1 protein-coding gene is annotated in these 253 nt (G+C 73.9%); it reads left to right on the top strand.

The window, feature by feature from the left end:
- Window positions 1-253 (top strand): peptidogalycan biosysnthesis protein (locus AX685_RS10110; protein WP_197418561.1); only part of this gene is annotated, 253 nt, incomplete at both ends.

Below are 253 nucleotides of genomic sequence, written 5' to 3'. Positions count from 1 at the left end.
ATCCCGATCGTGGTGGACGGCGCCGACGGCGCGCCGGCGGCGATCGCCCCCGCCTATGCCAAGACGCACAGCCAGGGCGAATATGTCTTCGACCACGGCTGGGCCGATGCGTGGGAGCGCGCGGGCGGGAGCTATTATCCCAAGCTGCAGGTCGCCGCGCCCTTCACCCCCGTGCCCGGCCCGCGGCTGCTGCTGCGCGATCCAGCTGCGGCGCCCGCGCTGATCGCCGCGATCGAGGCGGTGACCGACCGGC

It is taken from the genome of Sphingomonas sp. CCH9-F2 (genome assembly GCF_001556735.1).
In the GTDB taxonomy this organism is placed as follows: Bacteria; Pseudomonadota; Alphaproteobacteria; order Sphingomonadales; family Sphingomonadaceae; genus Sphingomonas; species Sphingomonas ginsenosidimutans.
This window is presented reverse-complemented; position numbering and strand designations above follow the sequence as displayed.